Source organism: Sphingobacterium sp. UBA7253 (assembly GCF_002472745.1).
In the GTDB taxonomy this organism is placed as follows: Bacteria; Bacteroidota; Bacteroidia; order Sphingobacteriales; family Sphingobacteriaceae; genus Sphingobacterium; species Sphingobacterium siyangense.
The window spans coordinates 3,037-25,372 of sequence record NZ_DKSP01000143.1 but is presented as its reverse complement, the minus strand read 5'-3'; the positions used below and the strand labels follow the sequence as shown (position 1 = coordinate 25,372).

17 protein-coding genes are annotated in these 22,336 nt (G+C 39.1%); 11 read left to right on the top strand and 6 right to left on the bottom strand.

The window, feature by feature from the left end; all coding sequences use genetic code 11:
* Nucleotides 1–51: 51 nt before the first annotated feature.
* Nucleotides 52–615, bottom strand: a complete 564-nt coding sequence (locus B2X72_RS14835; protein ID WP_286850277.1) for an NADPH-dependent FMN reductase — start codon at nucleotides 613–615, stop codon at nucleotides 52–54.
* A gap of 187 nt (nucleotides 616–802) precedes the next feature.
* Nucleotides 803–1,750, bottom strand: coding sequence for a 1-aminocyclopropane-1-carboxylate deaminase/D-cysteine desulfhydrase (locus B2X72_RS14830; protein WP_286850274.1), 948 nt, complete (start codon nucleotides 1,748–1,750; stop codon nucleotides 803–805).
* A gap of 18 nt (nucleotides 1,751–1,768) precedes the next feature.
* Here B2X72_RS14830 and B2X72_RS14825 point away from each other — a divergent pair, with 18 nt between their 5' ends.
* Both B2X72_RS14825 and B2X72_RS14820 read left to right on the top strand, forming a co-directional pair.
* Entirely contained in the window at nucleotides 1,769–2,815 is a 1,047-nt protein-coding gene (locus B2X72_RS14825) for an RluA family pseudouridine synthase (protein ID WP_088161005.1), read from the top strand.
* A gap of 19 nt (nucleotides 2,816–2,834) precedes the next feature.
* A complete protein-coding gene (locus B2X72_RS14820) occupies nucleotides 2,835–3,701 on the top strand; it encodes an aminotransferase class IV (protein ID WP_088161006.1) in 867 nt (288 codons plus the stop codon).
* A 33-nt stretch (nucleotides 3,702–3,734) separates the two neighbouring features.
* Here the strand turns inward: B2X72_RS14820 and B2X72_RS14815 are convergent, their stop codons facing one another.
* Nucleotides 3,735–4,310: an NADPH-dependent FMN reductase gene (locus tag B2X72_RS14815; RefSeq protein ID WP_286850271.1), complete on the bottom strand. Its 576-nt coding sequence runs from the start codon at nucleotides 4,308–4,310 to the stop codon at nucleotides 3,735–3,737.
* Nucleotides 4,311–4,523: 213 nt separating this feature from the next.
* Between B2X72_RS14815 and B2X72_RS14810 the strand changes: the two genes are divergently transcribed.
* On the top strand, nucleotides 4,524–5,066 hold the full coding sequence (locus B2X72_RS14810) for a hypothetical protein (protein ID WP_088161008.1): 543 nt from the start codon (nucleotides 4,524–4,526) through the stop codon (nucleotides 5,064–5,066).
* A 269-nt stretch (nucleotides 5,067–5,335) separates the two neighbouring features.
* Nucleotides 5,336–6,262, top strand: a complete 927-nt coding sequence (locus B2X72_RS14805; RefSeq protein ID WP_088161009.1) for a polysaccharide deacetylase family protein — start codon at nucleotides 5,336–5,338, stop codon at nucleotides 6,260–6,262.
* Between the two features lie 84 nt (nucleotides 6,263–6,346).
* Here B2X72_RS14805 and B2X72_RS14800 read toward each other — a convergent pair whose 3' ends face one another.
* Entirely contained in the window at nucleotides 6,347–6,928 is a 582-nt protein-coding gene (locus B2X72_RS14800) for a PhnA domain-containing protein (protein WP_088161010.1), read from the bottom strand.
* A 280-nt stretch (nucleotides 6,929–7,208) separates the two neighbouring features.
* Between B2X72_RS14800 and ypfJ the strand changes: the two genes are divergently transcribed.
* Nucleotides 7,209–8,078, top strand: a complete 870-nt coding sequence (gene ypfJ / locus B2X72_RS14795) for a KPN_02809 family neutral zinc metallopeptidase (protein WP_088161011.1) — start codon at nucleotides 7,209–7,211, stop codon at nucleotides 8,076–8,078.
* A gap of 129 nt (nucleotides 8,079–8,207) precedes the next feature.
* On the opposite strand, the gene B2X72_RS14790 is transcribed toward ypfJ, so the two are convergent.
* Complete coding sequence (locus B2X72_RS14790) at nucleotides 8,208–9,188, bottom strand: acyl transferase (protein ID WP_205398770.1); 981 nt, start codon at nucleotides 9,186–9,188, stop codon at nucleotides 8,208–8,210.
* Between the two features lie 166 nt (nucleotides 9,189–9,354).
* Nucleotides 9,355–10,098 carry a 3-oxoacyl-[acyl-carrier-protein] reductase gene (gene fabG, locus B2X72_RS14785; RefSeq protein ID WP_075991942.1) on the bottom strand — a complete coding sequence of 248 codons (744 nt, stop codon included), beginning with the start codon at nucleotides 10,096–10,098 and terminating at the stop codon, nucleotides 9,355–9,357.
* Nucleotides 10,099–10,610: 512 nt separating this feature from the next.
* Between fabG and B2X72_RS14780 the strand changes: the two genes are divergently transcribed.
* The 6 genes from B2X72_RS14780 to B2X72_RS14755 all read left to right on the top strand — a co-directional run.
* The gene (locus tag B2X72_RS14780; RefSeq protein WP_075991943.1) at nucleotides 10,611–12,110 is read left to right on the top strand and encodes a malate:quinone oxidoreductase; all 1,500 of its coding nucleotides are present in this window, start codon (nucleotides 10,611–10,613) and stop codon (nucleotides 12,108–12,110) included.
* Nucleotides 12,111–12,324: 214 nt separating this feature from the next.
* A complete protein-coding gene (gene pnuC / locus B2X72_RS14775; protein ID WP_286850267.1) occupies nucleotides 12,325–12,942 on the top strand; it encodes a nicotinamide riboside transporter PnuC in 618 nt (205 codons plus the stop codon).
* Complete coding sequence (locus B2X72_RS14770) at nucleotides 12,929–14,008, top strand: acyl-CoA dehydrogenase (protein WP_286850265.1); 1,080 nt, start codon at nucleotides 12,929–12,931, stop codon at nucleotides 14,006–14,008. The genes pnuC and B2X72_RS14770 overlap by 14 nt, the downstream gene beginning before the upstream one ends.
* 456 nt (nucleotides 14,009–14,464) lie before the next feature.
* Nucleotides 14,465–18,805, top strand: a complete 4,341-nt coding sequence (locus B2X72_RS14765; protein ID WP_286850262.1) for a hybrid sensor histidine kinase/response regulator transcription factor — start codon at nucleotides 14,465–14,467, stop codon at nucleotides 18,803–18,805.
* A gap of 156 nt (nucleotides 18,806–18,961) precedes the next feature.
* Nucleotides 18,962–20,107 carry a pectinesterase family protein gene (locus B2X72_RS14760; protein WP_286733713.1) on the top strand — a complete coding sequence of 382 codons (1,146 nt, stop codon included), beginning with the start codon at nucleotides 18,962–18,964 and terminating at the stop codon, nucleotides 20,105–20,107.
* 48 nt (nucleotides 20,108–20,155) lie between these two features.
* A partial coding sequence (locus tag B2X72_RS14755; protein ID WP_286850258.1) for a SusC/RagA family TonB-linked outer membrane protein occupies nucleotides 20,156–22,336 on the top strand: 2,181 nt, incomplete at its 3' end.

Here is a 22,336-nt window from a genome sequence, read left to right as displayed (position 1 = left end):
CAATTTACATATTAAAAGAGGTATTCACAACGATTATTTGTTAATCTTTTGTTAACCTTGTACGGCTAATTTTTCGGCAAGTGCACGTTTTGTTTTACGTACTTTAGCTTCTAATTGACTTCTTAAAGTGGGATCGATAATACCTTTACCTTCTTCAAAGTTTTTGTGGAATTCAGGAAGAGAGAAGGAGTCTAATATATCGGCGCCATCCCAAGTGATTCGGTTTACTGCGGTGTTCAATACCGTGGCTCCTCCCATTGGACCAGGGGCAGTAGCCAATAAGAAAACAGGCTTGCCATTGAATAATTTGCGGTTAGGAATACGCGAAACCCAGTCAACAATATTTTTGTAAGCTGTAGTATATGACCCATTGTGTTCGGCCAAGGAAATCAAAAGGAAATCTGCTGCATCCATTTTAGCCGCAAAGTCATGTGCCAACTGTGGAATGCCCAACTCGACTTCTTTGTCGTAAGAATAGATCGGCATTTCAAAATGGTTTAAGTCTAGCAATTCGATGCTATCGTCTGCTTCTTTGTAGTATTTGGAAGTACTTGTGACGAATGTTTTGTTGATTGAGTTTCTGTTGCTTGTTCCTGCAAATGCTAATATTTTCATCTTTATATCATTAATTTATGAGGTGTTAAATAGGGCAAAACTACCCCATACTGACCTCGTTGTTACCTTTAGAAAATCATGATTTTCGCATGTTTTCGCTATGTTTTATTTTAAAATCTGTTCAAACTTACGATATAATTGCTGAATAAATGTCAATCAAATGTCTCTGTACGGCGTTCTAGCATATTTATTGATGTAGATCAATAAAATTGAAACGTTCGTACATACCAAGCAGGCCTGTAAGTCCGCCAGTATGAATAATGAGTACCTGATCTGCGGGGGTAAAGTAGTCCTTTTTGATCAGATCATCTACGGCATAAAGTAATTTGCCGGTATAGGTGGGCTCGATCATGATTCCTGTAGCAGCTATAAAATGCTGAACAAAGGCGAGCAAGTCGGTATTGGATTTTGCATAACCACCAAAATGATAATCAAGATGTAAAATAGGAGGGGTGATGTTGGGGTAAAGTTGATCGACTTCCTCCTGAATAAAACCTCCATTTTTTAAAACAGGTATGCCGTGTACGCGGGTAAATAGATCTCGTTTTTCTATCGCATTGGCTATTCCAGCTAATGTTGTTCCTGTGCCGCAGGCGGTAAAAATATGCTGGTATTCATGTTGGAGTTCATCAACGAGTTCGGAGCAACCTTTTGCTCCTAGCATGCCGTAACCACCCTCGTGTATATAGAACGTCGTTGGATCCTGACCAAAATAGGTGTTGTATAAATTTTCTTTATCTCGGTAAGATTCGCGGTCGACGTAAATGAGCTGCATCCCAAAAAGGCGGCACATTGCTAAAACAGGGTTGTTAACCCCTTCTTCACCTCGAACAAAAGCGGTTGTTTTAAACTTAAAGGTAGCTCCGGCGCAAGCGGTAGCTAAAAGATGGTTGCTCCATGCTCCTCCAAATGTAACAAGATGATTTTTCTGAAGCTGCAGGGCTTCTTCCAGATTATATTTTAACTTTCGCCATTTATTGCCTGAAATAAACGGATGTATGAGGTCATCGCGCTTAAGTGTTACTTTGATATGCTTCTTTTCCCAGGCTGGGAGGCACAATTCAGTTTCGGGGCTATGGATTTTGAAGGGCAACATAACATTAAATGAAAACAAATTTAACGAAAATTGTTTCATTTGGTTTATTTTTGTAGCATGACAGAACAAATTGGATCGCAAGATCAGGAAGAACAAGAATTATTTGAGCATCTACGTATTGAGGTGGATAAGGGACAAGCATTACTCCGCATTGACAAATACCTGATGAACAGGGTTGAAAATGCGACGCGGAGCAAAATTCAGCATGCTATTGAAGCAGGTTCTGTCATGGTTAACGGTAAGGAGATCAAGGCGAGCTATAAGGTTAGACCTGATGATGTGATTACATTGGTGCTACCTGATCCACCTCGGGATAATGAAGTTTATCCAGAAAACATTCCATTGGATATCAAATACGAGGATGACGACGTGCTGATTGTGAATAAAGAGGCGGGCATGGTTGTGCATCCAGGATATAATAATTATACGGGAACCTTGGTAAATGCATTAACGTATCATATACAGCAACTGCCACAGCTTCCAGGAAACTCCGATCGCCCGGGTTTAGTCCATCGAATCGATAAAGACACTTCCGGACTATTGGTTATTGCTAAAAATGAAAAATCAATGGCCTTTTTGGCAAAACAGTTTTTCGATCACAGCATTACCCGTAAATATATTGCATTAGTTTGGGGTGATTTAAAAGAGGACGGAACAATTACAGGTTATATTGGACGTCATCTAAAAGACAGACGCATCATGGCCATGTATGATAGCGAAGATAAAGGGCGTTGGTCAGTGACACATTACAGCGTTTTGGAGCGACTGGGCTATGTTACTTTAATTGAATGTCAGTTAGAAACAGGGCGTACACACCAAATTCGTACGCATATGCAATCTATTGGTCATCCGTTATTTAATGATGCAATGTATGGTGGAGATAAGATTTTAAAAGGTACCGTATTTTCAAAGTACAAGCAATTTGTGGATAATTGTTTTTCATTACTGCCACGACAAGCCCTTCATGCGCAAGTATTGGGATTTATCCATCCTTCTACAAAAGAAAATATGTATTTTGAGGTACCATTTCCAGAAGATTTTCGTTTAGCTTTAGAAAAGTGGCGCGGATATGCGGCAAATTCAATGGCTATAGAAAATGATTAAAATTTAGAACAAAATTAAGATGCCAACAAACTATATCAATTTCAATGGCAGTGTAGTGCCGGAAGATCAGGAAATATTTAGCATTGAGAATAGAGGTTTCCGTTATGGGGATGGATTATTCGAAACGATGCTGTATAAGGATGGTGATATCCGCTTTCTAAATTTTCATGTAGAGCGTTTACAGAAAGGAATGGAGTTGATTCATTTGGATGATGCGAATCTATTCGATGAATTTTTTATTCGTTCGAGATCCGAAGAATTAATCCGTAAAAACAATATGTTGGGGCAGCAGGTTCGTATCCGATTGATCGTGTTTAGATCTGGAGGCGGATTGTATAGTCCAACGAGTAATAAACCTGGTTTTGTTTTGCAGGTGCAGCGCATAGAACCTAATCTTCGCGATAAGAAGGTTGGTTTGATTGTAGGACTTTACAATGAATTCAAAAAACCGTATAGCGACCTTTCAAAGATTAAATCTTTAAATGCGCAGATTTACGTGTTGGCTGGCATCTATAAAAAGAAAATGGCTTTTGATGATGTATTGATTCTAAATCAGGAAGGTTATCTATGTGAATCCCTGATTTCAAATATCTTTGTCTATTATGAAAAGGTACTTTATACACCAGCGTTATCCGAAGGATGTATTGAAGGAGTAATGCGCCGGGTAGTCATGGACATGGCACAGGATGAAGGTATAGAGGTGGTTGAGGCACAGATAAGCCCCGAAATCATGAAACGGGCGGATGAGATTTTCTGTACCAATGCTGTACAGGGCGTACAATGGGTAATGGGCTATAAGCAAAAGCGCTATTTCAATAAGATATCGCGGATCTTGCAGGAAAAATTACAACATTGGAACTATGACGTCAGTGATGAACAGGACTAGAATAATTTGATTATACATACAAAAGGGCGGGATTTAATCCTGCCCTTTTGTATGTATAATTCGCTCAGCCCATTGCTCAAAGGCATTTTTAAAGCTACGTAGAAAATCTTTGGTTTTTTGTGATTCAATAGTCCCACTGGGACCAATACATGTTGTTATATTGCCCAGATAAGCTTCGGGTTGCTGCATCGTTAAGATATTGATGAAGACCAGTGATTGACGTAAATGGTGGTTGGCGCCAAAGCCACCGTAAACTCCCGTTGATGAAGAAATTATGGCGCCAGGTTTACCATCCCATTTATTTTTTCCATAAGGTCTTGAACCCACGTCAATCGCATTTTTTAAAACTGCAGGAATAGAACGATTATACTCTGCAGTAATAAAAAGTACAGCATCCAGGGACTCGACCTCTTTCCGAAATCGCACATAGCTCGGAGGAGGATTTCCTACGTCGTCAAAATCCTGATTATATAGGGGAAGCTCGCTGATATCGATTATGCGATAGCCAAATTTAGATTCCTCTTGCTCAAGAATAAACTGCGCAATTTTTTTGTTGTAAGATTCCTTTCGTAAGCTACCAACCAATATTCCTACATTATATATACTCATTGTGATTAGTTCATTAAAGTCTGTATGATCTGAACAACTGATCCTACTAAAAAGTTTGCGGTTTTATTGCTAACTACAGTCATATTTAACCTGTTTAAAATGAGATTCTTATTGCTTCGTTAACAAAAATTAACATTTGAACATTAATCTTTTGCACACTGTTTGTTGTCGTATTGTAAAGAAGAAATTACAAACTAGAGGGAGGAGCTACTTATGAAAAAATTGTTTTACGCGGCGGCGATTATTGCAGGCCTTTTTACAGCGGGAGCTGCACAAGCGCAAGTCAGTATCAGTGTCAATATTGGGAGTCAGCCAAGCTGGGGGCCAGCAGGTTATGATTATGCCCGCTATTATTATATTCCAGAATACAATATGTATTACGATGTACCCGCGAGATGTTACGTTTATTATGATAATGGCGGCTGGATAAGAAGAGCAAGTTTACCGAGGAGATACAGACATTACGATTTTTATCGGGCTCATAAAGTCGTTATTAACGATCGCACACCATGGCATCACCACGATCGGTATAGAAGCCGTTATGGCGGTTACCGTGGAAGACAAGTATCTATCCGTGACAACCACCACGGTGGTAGTGGGTATTCATTTGCCAGCGAACGTAGTGTAAGGCGCGAACATTCATGGGGAGAAAGCCGTCGATACGATAGCCGAAATGGGCATGGACGAGGCAATAGCCATGGGCATGGAAACGGACATGGGCGTGGTAACGGTCACGGAGGAAGACATAGAGATTAATCGAGTAATTGAATAACATGATAAAAAAGGAATCTATATACATATAGGTTCCTTTTTTTTGGCCAGAAATAACAGGCTGTTTGCATTCGTAGCTCCGGGTTTTTCGGAATCATGAAGCTTTTAGTGTACATGCACAATAAATTAAATAACATAACAGCTTGATTAATGAAAAATATATTAATTTTGCGCTACACGGGACTGAGATCCGCTTATTTTAGGTGATTTTGAGTTTATGGGAAATAATTGTAATGTGTAAGTTAATTTTTGTAATGAGAAAACTGGTTAATTCGGGTGTTGTATGGGTAGGGTTAAGTATATCTATTTTTGGATTTTACTCCTGCAATCAAAGTGGGACAAATAAGGTGCAAAATGTGGGAGCTGTTGACTCTATGCCGCCAAAAAAGGATAGTTTGCTTGCTGTGCAAGATTCGATAAGTAAAGTGGATTCGCTGCGCAAAGACACCATTACAAAAATGGAAGAAAATGTGGACTACAAAGGGACTAAAGATACGACCGTATTGTTGACTGATACTGTTTCTCCACGTTATATTTATCTCACTTTTGACGATGGTCCACTGAATGGAAGCCAGCACCTTGATTCCATTGCGACAGCGAAAGGCATCAAAATTAATGCTTTTCTGATTGGCAATCATGATAAAATGAGTAAAAAATTACACAGTTTTACAGAACGTTACAAGAATAATCCTTTAGTGGATTGTTACAACCACAGTTACTGGCATGCGCACAATAAATACAGTACTTTCTATTCGAATCCGCAGACGGCTTTTGAAGATTTTGAACTTGCTGAGCAATCGCTGGGATTAACACATAAAATAGTTCGGTTGCCGGGACGAAATATCTGGTATATCGGAGACCGTAAAAAGGTTGATTTGAAAAGTGGGGCTTCGACTGCCGAGTTACTACACCAGAATGGTTACAAAGTAATTGGTTGGGACTGTGAGTGGAAGATAAATGGTGTTACAGGGAAACCGGACCTATCGGTGAATCAGTTGTATACCCAAATGAAGAATTTACTCCGTAAAGGTACCTCTTATACGAAAAACAATGTTGTGCTATTGACACATGACAATATGTATCAAACGAAAAAAGGACAGCGGTTGTTATCGGATTTGATCGATAGTCTCAAACAACATTCAAACTATCGTTTTGAATTTGTGCGGAATTATCCGCAATAGTGACTGCTATCTCTCTAAATAATTAAGGCTTAAACAGGAATGAACCCCAGTTTAAGCCTTAATTATTTAGTCGAAAAGTCTATTTTAATTTTGTTTACGGAGATATTTGGTCAATATAACGATTGTTTGACCTTCAATCTTTCCTTCAATTTGTTCGATATTGTCTGCTACTAGTCGAATATTCTTAACCACGGTGCCTAAAGTCGCTTTTAAGGAGGAACCTTTCACGTCAAGCGTTTTTGTCAGCACAACAGTATCGCCCTCCAACAGTCGTTGCCCGATGCTATCTTCATGAAAAGAAACATAGCCATCATTTTCATGATCTCCAGTTTTCTTAGCTTCCAATAGTGTTTCATCGTCGAGATAGAGGATATCCAGTGCTTCCGACGCCCAGCCTTCATTTTTTAATCGGTTTAACATACGCCAGCATACAATTTGCACCGATGGGTTTTCGGCCCACATTGCATTTGGAAGGAATTTCCAGTCGTCTGGATTTAATTGTTCTGTTTTGTTGAGCTGATTGACCAATGTTTCTGAAATCAGTAAAGTATTGTCCAAATTTGATGTTATTTCCGGAGGTAATGTGTAGGCAATTAAAGTGGCATCTTCGCCTGTCAGCTCACATTTTCCGCCAGCTCTCGCTTGTAATTGTTCTTCTAATTTCATGTCAGTTTTTTTGAAAGCCCAAACTTAGCCAAATTTGCTTTGATGTGCAATGACGAATATCACGGCTTGGGGAAATAATTCCTGTTTTTACTCTTATAAAGCATTGTTTTTGCTTATGACTATCATTTGTTTGCTGGTAAATTTATTTATATGATGCGGACTACGAGGTAAAGTGAAGTAAATTTTTTCTTCAAATAAATTTACTTCATGTAGAACATTGGTACCGAATTTGTGTTTAACCAACATTAGAAAAGATTATTAACTGTAATATAGGAATACTATGAAATGGCAAGGAGGCAAGCAAAGTGGTAATTTTGAGGACCGTCGTGGAATGTCGGGGGGAGGAAAAATTGCTTTAGGAGGAATTGGTGGAATTATTGTTTTGGTCATTGGATTTTTGATGGGTGGAGATCCGATGCAACTCTTACAGCAAGCCCAAAATATGGGGGCACAAACTGAACAGTCAGGACAGCCGCGTGAGTTAAATCCGGAGGAAAAAAGACTAACTGAATTTTCATTAACTGTACTTCAGAGTACCGAGGATGTTTGGGCAAAGCTGTTTAAAGAGCAGATGCAGAAAAATTATACCCCTACAACACTCGTATTTTACGATGGGGGAACACAAACGGATGGTTGTGGTATGGGGCAGGCTTCTTACGGACCTTTTTATTGTCCGGGTGATCAAAAGATTTACCTGGATCTGAGCTTTAGTAGAGAACTTTCGGATAAATTCGGTGCAAAGGGAGAGTTCGCCATGGCGTATGTAATTGCGCATGAAGTCGGACATCATATCCAACAATTGGTGGGATTATTGCCGAAGACCAATCAAGCCCGTGGGAAACTGAGCGAGCGTGAAAATAACAGGATCTCCGTTATGACCGAGCTGCAAGCGGATTTTTATGCAGGTGTTTGGGCGCATTACATCAATGATTTAACCGATATAAAAATTGATTATAATGATATAATGGACGGGATGAAAGCGGCAGCTGCTGTTGGTGACGATAAATTACAGACTGAAGCACAGGGCTATGCTGTTCCTGAATCATTTACGCATGGTACATCTGCGCAACGTATGGAATGGTTTAAAAAAGGATATGATTCGGGGGATATGCGATCGGGCAATACCTTTGAAGATCCGAGTCTGAAATAGGAATCGTATTTCGAATAAAAAAACACCTGGCCGTGCATCATGACCAGGTGTTTTTTTATTATGGTATAGGCAATTTGCTTTGAGGGAACCAAACCGTTTGGCAAATGCCGCGCTGGTCATATCAGATCATTACTGAACCAACAGATTACAACCACGAATATCACTTTGGTCAAAACGTCCCAATATTTCAAAAGAGCCATCCTGATATACTTTACCTAAATCTTGTGTGGCTATAAATGAACAGGAGTAGCGATTGGCGAGGTCGATTACATTGATGCCGCCAGTTTTATTCAACGGAATCAGGCTTAAAGGATCATTGGTATCTCGGATCAAGATTTTCATCCATTTGGGAAGATAGAATATTCCCTGACCTGAAGAGTAGCCTTGTGAGAGTAATTCTGTCATGCCATATTCAGAATGGATACCATGCACAGAAAAGGCTTCTTCCAGGAGTTTATGGATTTCCTGTTTCACCATTTCCTTACGCTTACCTTTCATTCCGCCGGTTTCCATAATGATCAGTTCAGGAAATTCAAAGGCATATTGTTCAATGAAGTCGAGTAGGGCATACGTTACGCCAAAGAGGATGGTCTTTGTGCCTTTATTTTTGAGCTTAATAAGTGTATCGAAAAGCTCTTGGTGGTTATAGAGAAAATAATTGCTTTCCGGTTGCTCACTTTGCTTCATGAGATCATCAATCATATAGATCAGCGACGAACCACTTCGCTCTAGGTAGGATGGGAGCAATGCAAGGACGGCGATGTTGCCGAGCGGACCATAAAAACTTTCGAAAATCTTCCGAAAAGTTCGCTCATATATGCTCCGGTCAGCGACCAGATGTTTTGAGGTGACCATACCTGTTGTACCCGAACTCGAGAATACGATTTCAGCCTCCATCCCTTCAGCAATAACCTGTTGGGTCTTAAAAAATTCGATGGGCATGAAAGGAATATCGGTATAGTGCTGAATCAGGTCTTTTTCTCGCCCAAGGAGCCTGATATAGTCACGATAAATTTTGCAATGCTGGCTTTGGAATTGGTAGGTATCTAAACAATGCTGATTAAAATCATCCTCGGTTTTAATGTCAAAAAAATCCTTCCAGTTCGTCATAGCATTTAAAAATTTGATGGACAAAATTAACTAAAATTTGGAAAAGAAAACCGTTAATTGTGGCGTGCATAGGTGTTTCGTAGAAATAGATCAGGATAGGCCGTGAAATATAACTAGAGAACAGGCTTAGGTCAAGTTTTCTTAACTCAACCTAAGCCTGTTTATTTTATAACATACCACCATCAACAGGAAGAACCTGTCCGGTTACGTATGCTGATAAATCAGATGCTAAATAAAGACATGCATTGGCAACGTCTTCTGGTTCGCCAGCACGTTTCAATGGAATCCCGGCTTCCCATCCAGCCACAACTTTAGGATCCAGTACATCAGTCATTTCGGTACGTATAAAACCTGGAGCAACTACGTTTGCACGGATATTACGAGAGCCTAATTCTTTAGCGATAGATTTTGTGAACCCGATAATACCAGCTTTTGATGCGGCATAATTTGCCTGACCGGCATTTCCTTGAACTCCAACAACTGAAGACATATTGATAAATGAACCTTTACGGTTTTTCATCATAATTTTCGAAGCAGCTTTTGTAACGTTAAAGACAGATTTTAAGTTGACATTTAATACATCATCCCAATTCTCTTCGGTCATACGCATTAACAAGCCGTCTTTTGTGATACCGGCATTATTTACAACGATATCTAATCCCCCAAAATCGGCAACGATCGCGTTGATTAATTGTTCTGCTTCTTCGAATTTTGAAGCATCAGAGCGATAACCAATCACTTTGGTGCCGAAAGCCTGAAGCTCCTGTTCTAGCGCCTGTCCTTTTTCGACAGAAGAAAGATATGTAAAAGCGACGTTAGCACCATGTTGTGCAAACACTTCTGCAATTTTTCTTCCGATTCCTTTTGATGCTCCTGTTACTAAAGCAATTTTTCCTTCGAGTATTTTCATCTGTATAAGTTATTTGTTCTTCAATTATTCACACTTAGGCATTTATGTCCATTTTCCACGCGCTGTCTTTCTCTCACAGCCCGTCTGTTACTGGAATTCAATACGAAACATGAACTCGTTTCCATTTGGTTTATCTTGGTTATGCCCCAGTGCTTGTGTTTTTTCGATGCCGTCGTATTAGCGAATAAATGATCTTGTTTTTTAGCTATTGTGTACACTATTGCCTTTCGATGTTCTGCAAAAATGTTAAAACTATATTATAACACAAAATCTTTCGATAAATAACGGTTTAAAATAGAAAAACATTGTGTGTTGACCTTGTGTTTACGTTGGAGTGGAAGCGTGTTTTCAGGAAACAATTTTAGAATTTTACGGTAAGCGATCGCTCACTTAGGATTATTTTAATAAATCAATGGTATTTTTGAATAAGTGGTTCTAAAAAGTACAGTTTTTTGACAAAAGACTTGGACGTTTACCAAAAACTATATTAAATTTGCATCAATCACAAAAACATGAGCAAAAAATCAAATAAAGAAGTTGACGTTGTTCTGATCGGCGCCGGTATTATGAGTGCTACTTTGGGTACTCTAATCAATGAATTAAGCCCAGACGTTAATATTGAAATTCTTGAGCGTTTGGATGTTGTGGCTGCTGAAAGTTCTGACGCTTGGAATAATGCTGGCACGGGTCACTCTGCCTTATGCGAGTTAAATTATACCCCCGAACAGAAAGATGGTTCTGTAAAGATTGATAAAGCAGTTAAAATTGCAGAGCAATTTGAAGTGTCTAAGCAATTTTGGTCCTACCTCGTTGATAAAGGCATTATTGCCCAACCTGAAAATTTTATCCGTAGTATTCCACACATGAGTGCGGTTTTTGGTGAAAAAGATGCTAAATTCCTAAAGACAAGATGGGAAACATTGACGACCCAAAACTTGTTCAAAGGGATGGAGTATACCGAAGATACGGCATTGTTGAAATCGTGGATTCCATTGATGATGGAAGGACGCGAGGCCGATGAAAAAATCGCTGCGACAAAAATGGATCTGGGCACTGATGTTAATTTTGGGTCGTTGACACGTGATTTGATCGCTAATCTTGAAAATAAAGAAAATATTTCGATCTCCTTAAACCATGAAGTAATCGACATCGAACGTGAAGACGATGGCCGTTGGGAAGTGGAGGTCAAAGATTTAAAGACAGGAACAAAGAGAGAAATAAAAGCAAAGTTTGTATTTATTGGGGCCGGTGGCCACTCGTTGTTGTTGTTGGAAAAATCTGGAATACCCGAAGCAAAAGGCTATGGCGGATTTCCTGTAGGGGGCCAATGGCTACGTTGTGTAAATGAAGAGATCATTAATACACATCATGCGAAAGTGTATGGAAAAGCTTCTGTTGGAGCTCCTCCAATGTCTGTACCGCACTTAGATACACGTTATATTGATGGCAAACAAGCGTTATTGTTTGGACCATATGCAGGTTTCTCAACTAAATTCTTAAAACAAGGGTCTTACTTCGATTTACCTGCTTCTATCAAATTGTCCAATATCCGCCCGATGTTATCAGCCGGACTTGACAACTTACCTTTGACGAAGTATCTTATTACTGAAGTCATGAAGTCACCAAAAGATAAACTAGAGTCTTTAAAACAATTTATGCCTACAGCTAAATTGGAGGATTGGGTTATCGAGAAAGCAGGACAACGTGTTCAGGTCATCAAGAAAGATGAGAAGAAAGGTGGAATTTTAGAATTTGGTACAGAGGTCGTTTCTAGTGCAGATGGTTCTATTGCTGCGCTATTAGGAGCTTCTCCTGGAGCTTCGACGTCAGTTGCTATCATGATCAGCCTGTTGAAGAGATGTTTCCCTGAACGTGCGAAATCAGATGAATACCGTAAAAAACTACGTGAAATGATTCCTTCACACGGGAAATCATTGAACGATGATGCGCAACTATGTAAAGAAACGCGTACGCGTACGCACAAAGCGTTGAAATTGATTGATATAGAATAATCAATTCGACAGAAAATATACTTATGGGGTGCTTGGAATGACCATGGTCATTCTCGGCTGAGATTATACCCAATAAAAGCGATTGTACCTCCTTGTACAATCGCTTTTATATACCTGATCCAGGTAATGCTGGCGTAGGGATTTAATTTCAATAAAAACGTCCGTTTTTCTCCCATAGGTTTATTATGAATTACACGAAATAATAAACAAGGCGATGACTTCTGAAACAATTTTCGAAGCTTTTATAAAACAGATTCAACAGGCCACCATCGCGGAATGGCTAGGGGTATCCTTTGGTATTTTACAGGTTTGGTTTTCCCGGCAAAATAAATCGATCAATTACATTTTTGGGATTATTGGTATCTTAATTTCTGTTTACGTATTATTCCATGCGAAACTATATGCAGAAATATTACTACATCTCTATTATTTGATCATGAGCATCTATGGCTGGATCTATTGGAAATATAGTAGCGATGTTGCTGCTCCCATAACGCATTGTGAGCCGAAAGAATGGTGGATAGTAGGGGGAATCTGCGCTCTCGGTTTTCTGTTGTTTTATTTCGGATTGGTCCATTTAACGGATTCTGATGTACCGCTTTGGGACTCTGCAGTTTCCTGCACAGCTTGGGCAGGGATGTGGTTATTGGCAAAACGGAAGATAGAAAATTGGATATTGTTGAATATCAGTAATCTGATGGCAATTCCTTTACTGATCCATAAAGGGTTATTTCTTTATTCGGGCTTGACCTTGTTTTTATTTGTTATGGCATTTAGTGGATATTTTAATTGGAGGAGAATAATAAGTGAAGAAAGATATGCAACTCAATAGCGAAGATATTGCTATTCTGAAAGATAATCAGGCTAAGGGAATCCATCAGAAAACATTGTCGGATGGACAGCTCGAACTGATTTTTCGTCGGAAATGGTTTAAGATTTGGGTTCCACCTGCATTGGGTGGATTGGGGTTAAGTCTACCTGAAGGGCTCAATTTATTGGCTGACCTGGCTTATTGGGATGGGGGATTAGCTTGGACAGTAACGTTATGCTCAGGAGCAAATCTCTTTGTCGGTTTTATTGATCCGGTTTTAGGAGATCAGATTTTCAAAACGGATCGGGTTTGTTTTGGCGGCAGTGGGCAGGTATCAGGTACAGCTACACGTGAAGGTGAACATTATCGGCTCCGCGGTTTTTGGAGATATGCAACCGGAGCTCCTCATTTAACCCATTTTACCTTAAATGCTGCAATTCAGGAGGCAGGAAAACCCGTGTTGGACGAAAAAGGTGAACCACTGATAAAATCATTTTTTGTGGATCGTGACCATGTACTGGTGCATTACGACTGGGATACATTTGGATTGGAGGCTACGGCTTCGCATTCCTTTTCGCTGGAAGACATACTCGTTGATGGTAGGCAGTCTTTTGATATTGATGCGGCAAAAAGTACACGTAGCGAGCTGTTGTATCAATATCCCTTTATGCCTTTTGCGGAATTGACTTTACTGGCCAACTTTACGGGAATGTATAAGCGCTTTTTGGATTTAATAGAAAAACTATTTGTGTTAAAAAGCAATCAATCCAAATGGGAGAAGACTGAAAGTAAAGAAGCGTTTAGGGTACTCGATGACTTTCAGCAAGATTATGTTAATCGGAGGGAAGCAATAATGAATTTGGCCGTTCTTTCTTGGGTAAATCTTCATGATGGCAATGATAATGCAGCAATTTATGAACAGATAGGGATACAAAGTCGAGATTTTGTGGAATGTATCTTTACAAATACAATAAGACTCTATCCGCATACCGGAATCTCGGGGGCCGCCATTGATCATGAAATCAATATAATCTTCCGGAATATTTTTACGGCTTCGCAGCATAAGTTACTACAGAAGAGTTTATAACAAAAAAGACTATCCTAGGATAGTCTTTTTTGTTATAAAAGAACGTGTAGATCGCCAGACTTGGTTAGAAGTTTTGCTACCGTAAATAATTTCTTATCTTGTTGCTTGAAATAACCAATTGTAAGCATAAGAGAAGTTTGTGTTTGATTAAAAGTTTATTTGTAATATTATTGTTTAATTTTTTTTGTCAGGTGCTAATGGCACAGCAACGGCATACACTTTTAAAATCAATTTTTCAGGAGCTTAAAAATAATTCAATCCATAAGAATAAGATAAATCGGTCCAATATGGATCTTATTACTATTAGGTTGCCATATATACTTAGATTGGGCAATATCTGCATATCATATTTTTGAGATCGTTTGCGTAGAAAATATAAAGTAATACGTGAATAAAAAGCTACTTTTAGGTAGTAACCAAATTTTCAAAAAGAGAGGGATAAATCTAATCTTCATTATGATAAAATTTAGTAGTTCGTGGATATTTTTATTAGCGGTAGTATTCGCTTATATACCCACCGTTCTAGGTCAGGAAAGTTTTAGATTGGATCATTTTGGCGGAGATAAAGGTCTTTCTCATGGTAATCTGACAGGACTATTGAAGGATAAGGATGGTTTTATCTGGATTAGCACATGGAACGGAATTAACCGGTACGATGGTCAGCATTTCAAAACCTATAATTCTACAGAATCCAAGAAGTATGATGTCGCAAGTCGTCGAGTTATTCAGATGATCGATGGTAATAAAAACGACATCTGGTTTCTTACTTATGATATGAAACTTTATCGTTTTGACAAGGCTACCGAAGAGTTTTGCTCGATATCGGAAAAGGTGGAAGCTACACAAAAAAAATCAGTACAGTTTAACAAAATTTTAGCAATTGATGCACAATCTATATGGGTAGGCAGCACAGACGATGGTTTATTTTGTATAGATACGAAAAGTGGAAATTCTGACTATTCAATCTTTAGCTCAGACAATAAAGCTGTAGATAATCATCTATCGTCAAATCAATTGACTTTCTTCCATAGGAATGTCGAAGGACAGGTATGGATTGGGACAAAAGATGGTCTTCATTTGCTTCAATTATCTTCAAAAAAAGGGAATAAGCCACATGTTATTCAATCTTTTGAATTGGCTTCAAATGGTATCTTTAAGATTGCTGAATCTTCTGATTTCATGTTTTTTTCTACCGAAAAAAACAACCTTTTGGTGTATAATAAACAAGGACAAAAATTGCAGAAGTTATCGGTAACAAAAGGACGAATCAATGAAATGCGTATGTCACGCGATCAAAAGCAGCTTTTCCTGTCGACCTCCTTGGGTGAACTTATTGCATTTGATGTCGTAAGGCATACAATACAGAAACTATATCAATTTCGAACTAGCCTTACTGGAATTTATGAAGATAGTAAGCGACGATTGTGGCTTGAACCAGAAGGAAATGGCGTGGTCCTGCTGAATTTGAACGATCTTAAAAGCAACTATTTTAGTTCTCCTTTCTTTAAAAAGAGTTCAACCGTGAGTTTTAAATGTTTTGAGGATGCATCGCAAAGAGTCTGGATCAGTATGCGAGGGGGCGGATTCGGTTTTTTTGATGAACAGAATGCCCAGCTCAGCTTTTCTTTCAAATCAATCAATGGTCAACAGATAGACTTTCCACGCTTTGTCCATGATATTCTATATGACCCTGCTGGTGTAATTTGGTTTGCCGTAGAGGGGGAGGGAATGGCACGGATAGTCTTTTACAATAAAGGGGTGTCATTCCAACCTTTTGGTAACGAAGAGGTGAAAGCAACGGACCCTGAAGTTCGTAGCCTTCTATTTGATCAGTTGGGAAGGTTTTGGGTTGGCAAAAAATTGGGACGCATATCAGTTTTTGATCAGGGGAAAATTTTGCCAATTTCTTTCAGTGGCGTGGATTCAGAAGCACTTTCGTCCGTCTATAGTCTATTGGAGGATCGTAAAGGAACAATGTGGATGGGTACTAAGAAGCATGGGCTGTTAAAGGCTGTACCACAAAATAAGGAGCGAACTTCATATAGACTTGAACAATTTAATACGATAAACAAAAAATTAATTAGCAACCAAGTTTATTCGTTATTGCAGGATAAACAGGGGGCTATTTGGATAGGAACTTATGGAGCGGGTTTACTTCGAGCTACTGAAATTAATGGAGTAACGAAATTTGAACAAATAGCATTGCATAAATCTGGTTTGCGGAAAGATGTATTTAACAGAGTTCGGCAATTAACTCTCGATGATAAGGGAATGGTTTGGGTAGCGACAACCCATGGTGTTCTAGTTGTTAATCCAATCAATAAAAAGGATAATTTTTATTTTGTGTATTATGATGGAGATCATATTGGCGATAATGATGTGCAATATCTGTACAAAGATCATTATGGAACCATGTGGATATGTACGTCAGGGGGGGGATTGACAAAATGCAGTGGCGATCCTTTTAATGCTCTTCGATTTGAACATTATACCGCCAACGAAGGACTTTTTAATGATTATGTTTTAAGTTGTATCTCAGATGAAGAACATAACCTTTGGTTAGCAACAGAAGGTGGATTGTCGAAGTTTGATCGTCAAAAAAAGAGGTTCGTAAATTTTAATGCAAGTGACGGTTTTGGTAATATGCGATTTTCAGAAAAGACGGTAGTACAGAGGAAGCAAGGAGTGATTTTTTTTGGTACAACAAAAGGAGTACTTTGTCTCGACACCAAAGCCTTTCAACAGAAATATAGCAAACCGAAGCTTCTATTGACTGGACTCTTGATTAATAATAAGGAATTTGTAATTAATACCCAAAAAAAAGGACAACAAGTCGGAGTACAATATACTGATCGGCTTATATTAAACCATAATCAAAATAACCTATCTTTTGATGTAACAGTTTCGGATCCGCGTTATATGCACCCTAATTTTCAATATCGTATAAGACAGATTGATACTAGCTGGCATCTTAATAACCAGATTACACGCATTACCTACACCAATTTAAATCCCGGCGATTACACCCTTGAGATAAGGGGGGAAGATGATCTTTATGAAGGAATCCCTTATAGAAAGGTTGAATTTATGATTAATCCACCATGGTGGAAGACACATATGGCATATATAGTCTACGGTTTTTTGATTCTCGGGATTTCCTATGCAGTTTTTAAAATATGTCTGCAAATGATACATTTAAAACAGAAAGTACTTCTCGAACAGCATCTTGGTGCACTTAAAATGGAGTTTTTGACTAATATTTCGCATGAATTGCGGACACCATTGACACTTATTATAAGCCCGGTCAAGAAATTGATACGTGAAGAGACCGATTCAAAAAAACAGGTATATATGGATATTATTCATCGGAATGCTGCGCGAATGGAGCTTTTTGTCAATCAATTGTTAGACTTGCGAAAGGTACAGGAAAGTAAGCATCAATTGCATCTTACGCAATTCGACATCGTGGTATTGATCTCTGACGTATTGTTCGCGTTTATTGCATCTGCCGAAGCAAAACAGGTGAATCTTAAATTTGTTACAGCTTTTAAAGAACTGATTGTTCAACTAGATCAGACGAAAATTGAGATAATCCTTTTCAACTTGTTGTCAAATGCACTCAATTATGCACCCGAAGGAAGTAGCGTGGAAATCCAGTTAAACCTAGAGCAAGAGAAAATGTATATCCATATCATTGATGAGGGACCTGGAGTTCCAAGTGCAACAATGCCTTATATTTTTGAATTATTTTACACAGAAAATAACCCTAAAGTGCATAAAAGAAAAGGTACGGGAGTAGGTTTAGCGCTTTCAAAAGAATTTACATTATTACACGACGGAAACATTTATGCAAAAAACAGGGAAACCCAAGGACTCCATGTTAGCGTTGAAATTCCAATTCACAATAATGCAAATGTACCGCAAAATGTTCAAGAATTCCGTAATTTTAATTCTTTTGACCTTCCTCCGTATTCCGATCCCAATAAGCATAGCATGGTATCTTTCGATACAGACAAAAATGAAACTTTATTGTTAGTTGAAGACAATGCGGATTTACGAATATTTTTAAAGGGGCAATTAGACGCTCATTATCACGTTGAAATAGCTACAAACGGTAAAGAAGGGTTGGAAAAGATTCACTCCATGATGCCTGATTTTATATTAAGCGATCTGATGATGCCAGTAATGGATGGTATTGAAATGTTGAAAGAAGTTCGGCGGGATGCGCGGGTTTGCCATATTCCTTTTGTGTTGTTGAGTGCTAAACACGCTGTTGAAACGCAAATTGAAGGATTGCATTATGGCGCTGATTATTATATCACAAAGCCATTCGAACCTGCTTTTCTATTAACAGCTATTCATAATTTACTTCAAAAAAGAAGATCCTATTTTAAACAGGTTACTGAGCGGAATGCTCCTGTAATTCAGGTATCAGAAGTTCAAATTGACGACAAGGATAAGAAATTCTTGGATACGGTAGTTGAGGTGGTGGAACAGCATATGAACCAATCTGACTTTAATATTGATTTGATTGCCGAACAGCTGAATTTGGCCCGCAATACCTTTTACAAAAAATTTAAGAGCCTGACAAATATAGCTCCAGTTGAATTCGTTCGGGAGTTGCGCCTGAAAAAGGCTAAATTATATTTTGATGCGGGGCTGGAAAACGTATCCGATGTAGCTTATCGCGTAGGATTTAATAATCCCAAATATTTCAGTACTAGTTTCAAGGAAATGTTCGGGATCTCTCCAAAAGAATATACTATGCGAAATAAAAATAAATCATTTTTATCATAATTTTTAAATATAAATCACTTATAATTAGTTTTTTATAAAAATTAAACCTTTTTTGTCAATTATTGAACCTTTAATTTGTTGTGCTCCATTAGCTTTGATTATTGCTGACGACAGTCTTGCAAACTTAATGTTAAACGAACCAATTATAGACTTCTAATGATTAGACAAATTCTTGTATCTATTCTATTGACCTATGTTCAATTTTGTAGTCCCTTTTTTTGCTGTGCCAGCATAATTAAAACGATAGCACTAGATGGAGGTCACAATGTGGTCGTGTCAGCCGATGGTACCGGTGATTATAAAACTATACAAAAGGCAATTGATAGTGCGCCAAAACATTGCGGTGAACCTTACCGTATTTATGTGAAAAATGGAGACTATAATGAAGTAATCACGGTACCCATAGAAAAAAGATTCATCCATTTAATTGGTCAAGATAAGCAGCAAACACGTGTTCATTTTAAGTTAAACGTACAGTCTTTACCTAAGCCGGATTCTAAATGGTATCAAACAGACACTGCAGCTTGGGAATTTTCCGTTCACAATCCCAAAGCAGCGGTTTATCGCTATCCCGGGGCAGTGGTGTCAATCTATGGGGATGATTTTTATGCCGAAAATATCAGTTTTATAAATGATTGGGGACTTGAACGGCAAAGCGGCCCACAGGCTTTGGCAATACGTATCCAAGCGGATAGGGTAGCATTTAGTGGTTGCATATTCCGATCTTTTCAAGATACCTGGATGACTAGTACACGCAAGCCCAATGATCGGCTATATGTATACAATTGCTGGATAGAAGGGGCTGTAGATTATTTTTATGGGGGCGGTAATGCATATGTTGAGCATTGCACCTTGTATAATGTTCGCAGCGGATCGGTGATTGTGGCTCCGAGCCATAAGGAGGAAACTAAATGGGGTTACGTGTTTAAATATTGTACAATCGATGGAAATACCGCTGCCGCAGATGGAAAAGTAAAATTAGGACGTCCATGGCACGATCAGCCTAAAGCTGTTTTTCTTTACACACGAATGAATATCCCGGTGGCCAAAGAAGGATGGACAGATATGGGGGGGATTCCCAAAATATTTGCCGATTACAAAAGTATAGATGTGTCAGGAAATGCGATAGGCACCGACAATCGTAAGACACGATTTAAAAACAGCAATAATGAGATGGGTGTGTCAAAAGCAATACTAACTGATGCGGAAGCTGCTAGTTATACTTATGATACGGTTATTGTGGGGAATGATCAATGGAATCCTCGCAAATTTATCTGCACTAAACCCCAAGTATGGAAGTGATTTCGCATAAATCGAGCGATATAGCCAAGCAATTATAAATCAAATCTTATGAGAAATAACAAATTGAAACCATTTGACGGAATAAAGTTTTCTTTGTTTCGTTCTACGCAGCTGCGTAAAAATTTGTTGCATTCAGATGGTGTTAGGGATGTACCTTATTACAATTGGCGGAGCCGGGTGAATATTGGCTTCTTGCTGGTGTTCATTTCAACTACCATTCAGGCAAACGATAGTTATGCGACCATGACAGTGCTTTTGGATAGCCCCCGTAAGCAGGTTCGATGGATATCTCAAAGGTCTATTGCTATCGTAGGCAAGGTGTTGGATGAAAAAGGAGTTCCGATAACAGGGGTAACTGTGCGAATAAAATCAAGCAGTATGGTGACATCAACTGATCAGTCGGGAAGTTATGCATTTAAGGATGTTCCCGAAAATGCTGTTCTTGTATTTGTTTTTGTTGGAAAAAAAAGCCAAGAAGTTCAGGTCAATGGACGTATGAAAATAGATGTTGTTCTTGCAGATAATACGTTAATGATGGATGAAGTTGTAGCCATCGGCTATGGTACTACAAAACGGAAAGATCTGACAGGTTCAGTAGCCTCTATTAACGCCGAACAATTGAAAGATCTACCCACAGTATCTGTCCTTCAAGCCATATCCGGTCGTTTACCGGGGGTCAATGTCACCATAACGGAAGGTTCGCCTGATGCCCAGATAAAAGTCCGTGTCCGTGGTGGAAGTTCCATTACCCAGGACAATTCGCCCTTATATATTGTCGATGGATTTCGTGTAGCCAATATCAACGATATTCCGATGGCAGATATTGAAAATATAGATGTACTGAAAGATGCGGCCTCAACTGCAATATACGGTTCTGAAGGAGCCAATGGGGTTATCTTGATTACGACTAAATCTGGGAAAGGCGGAAATCCAAAAATTACTTTCAACTCCTATCTGGCTGCAAGTAAAGTGTACAACCTTACTGAGGTACTGTCGCCCTATGAGTATGTATACTGGCAGCGTGAGCTCGATCCTTCTATGGCTGCGAATAACAGTTTTAATTCCATGTATGGACTCTGGGAAGATGTGGATATCTATAAGTCCAAAGATGGACTTAATTGGCAGGATAAATTATATGGTAATACGGGGCTGCAGCAAAACTATAGCTTGGGAATGACGGGAGGTGACAAAGATGGAAGTCTGACCTATAACTTAAACTATACACACGACAATGAGGATTATATTATGTTAAACTCGGCTTACCAGCGGGATTATGTGAGCGCAAAGCTCAATAAAAAGATTAGTCCTAAGCTTTCCTTTGAGTTTAACTCGCGGATGTCAAACACAAAAATCACGGGTCCCAGTATCTCTGACGGGCGCAAGTTGCGGGAAGCTGTAAAATATGCGCCCGTTCGCAGTCTTGCATCGCTGACCGAAGGAGCCCTTGGTGGAGCGGAAGATATTACTTCAGCTGAAGCGCTGAGCTCACTCAACGACCCCGTTGTAAATGTTGTGAATGAGTATAAAGATCAAAATCGCTTTAATTTAATTTTTAATGCCGGGCTGAATTGGAAAATCGCCAGAGGATTGAGTTTCAATGCCAAAGGTTCTTATGGTTTCAATAAAAATTTTACGGATAATATCTGGATAAATGGTACGGGGCAGTCCAGCGCTAACGGTGGTCAGCCCGTAGCGCGGCGAGAAGATCAAAAAGGGGCGCTGTGGTCATTCCAAAATGTGCTGACTTACGATTTCAAACTGCAAGAAAATAAACATCGTTTTACAATCGTTGGGGGGCAGGAGATGACAAATAGCGAGCAAAACGATATGCTGTTGGAGTCTAAATTTTATCCCAAAGATTTCTCAACCGACGACGTGTTAGCGATGTGGAATTATGGTATTCCATCGCCTACCTACACCACCATTCGCGAACCATCACGGACGACCTCCTTCTTCTCGAGGGTTAACTATACTTTTAGCGATCGCTATATTCTGACATTGACGGGTAGGGCAGATGGTAAAAATGTATTTGCACCCGGCAATCAATGGGGATTTTTTCCAGGTGCGGCTTTTGCCTGGAGATTTTCGGATGAGTCTTTCATGTCAGGTACCAAAGCTTGGCTTTCTGACGCCAAATTGCGCTTGAGCCACGGCTCTGTCGGTAACGCGCGCGTAGGATCTTATTGGCGGCAGGACTATGATTTTATTAATGCGGCAAATCAATTGTAT